This window comes from Nocardioides sp. CPCC 206348 (genome assembly GCF_048654705.1).
In the GTDB taxonomy this organism is placed as follows: Bacteria; Actinomycetota; Actinomycetes; order Propionibacteriales; family Nocardioidaceae; genus Nocardioides.
This window is the reverse complement of sequence record NZ_JBMCZA010000088.1, coordinates 17,293-18,545: the sequence shown is the minus strand read 5'-3', so window position 1 is coordinate 18,545 and position 1,253 is coordinate 17,293. Positions and strand designations below refer to the sequence as shown.

2 protein-coding genes are annotated in these 1,253 nt (G+C 66.8%); both read right to left on the bottom strand.

All coding sequences use genetic code 11. The annotated features are described in order from the left end of the window. Positions 1-284: MlaD family protein (locus ACOADB_RS04540; protein ID WP_378596739.1), on the bottom strand; the 284-nt coding region annotated here is incomplete at its 3' end. Further along, positions 281-1,253: MCE family protein (locus ACOADB_RS04535; RefSeq protein ID WP_378596738.1), on the bottom strand; the 973-nt coding region annotated here is incomplete at its 5' end. The genes ACOADB_RS04535 and ACOADB_RS04540, both read right to left, overlap by 4 nt.

Sequence of the window (1,253 nt, the reverse complement as noted above, 5' to 3'; positions counted from 1 at the left end):
GTCGTCTCCGTGCCGAGCTCGATCCCGGTTTCGGTGAGGCCGAACTCGACGAGGACGCCTTCGCCCTCCAGGCTCACCTCGCCGACGCGACCGACGGTGAGACCGCTGACCCGGACCGGGTCGCCCTGCTTGATGCCCGCCGCTTCCGGCAGCATCACGCTGTACTTGCGTCCGAAAGCGCCCACGACGCCGTCGATGTTGAGCACGAGGAGCATCGTCATGACCAGCCCCACCACCACGACCAGGCCCAGGGGCAACGGGTTTCGTTCACGGAACATCTTCATCGCTCGCCCCTCCTCTCCGGATCGTCCTGGCAGCGTTCGACCTGGCTGCGGACCATGGGTGTCTTGATGGGCTTGCCACCCGGTCCACTGATCACGACCTGCACCGCACAGAGGTAGAAGTTGAAGGTGTTCCCGTGGGAGGCGATCCGGTCCAGCACCTGGTAGGCGCCGGGCAGGGACTTCAGGACCTTGTTCAACGTCGCGGTGTTCGTGTTGAGCAGCTTCGCCAGGTCCTTGACCGCAATCAGGGTCTCCTTGAACGGCTGGCGCCCATCGTTGAAGAGGTCGGCCAGCGCGGCCGCCATCTTGTTGATCGAGGTCACCGACTTCGCGATGGGGTCCTTGTCCTTCGCCAGCCCGGAAACCAGTTCCTGGAACTGTCCGATGGTCTGCCGCAGCTGGACGTCCCGGGTGTCGAGGCTGCCCAGCAGGACGTCGAGGTTGTCGATGAGCGAGGTGATCGCGGTGCTGTCGTCGGCCAGCCCGTTGGTGAGGCTCGACGTCTTCGCGAGGAGCGACTCGACCGTGCCGCCGCGCCCCTGGAGGGTGGCGATCAGGTTCTCGGCCAGTTCGTTGACCTCGGCGGGCTCGAGTCCGCGAAAGAGCGGACGGAAGCCATTGAGCAGTACGTCGAGGTCCAGCGCCGGTGTGGTGCGGTCGGCCGGGATCGTGGCTCCGTCAGCGAGTGGCTGGCCCTGGTCCGGGGACTGCTGGAGCTCGAGGTAACGGTCTCCGAGGAGGTTCTCGTAGCGCACGAGCACCTCGGTCGCGTCGGTCAGGGTCTGGCCCTCGTCGACATGGAACGCGACCTCGACGCGGTTGTCGTCGACCACGTCCAGGCCGTCGACCTGGCCGACCCGGACCCCGGCGACCCGGACCACGTCGCCGCCCTGCAGCCCGCTCACGTCGGTCATCACGACGCGGTAGCTCCGGGTCGGCCCCAACCGGGTCTCACCGAGCGTGAGATAG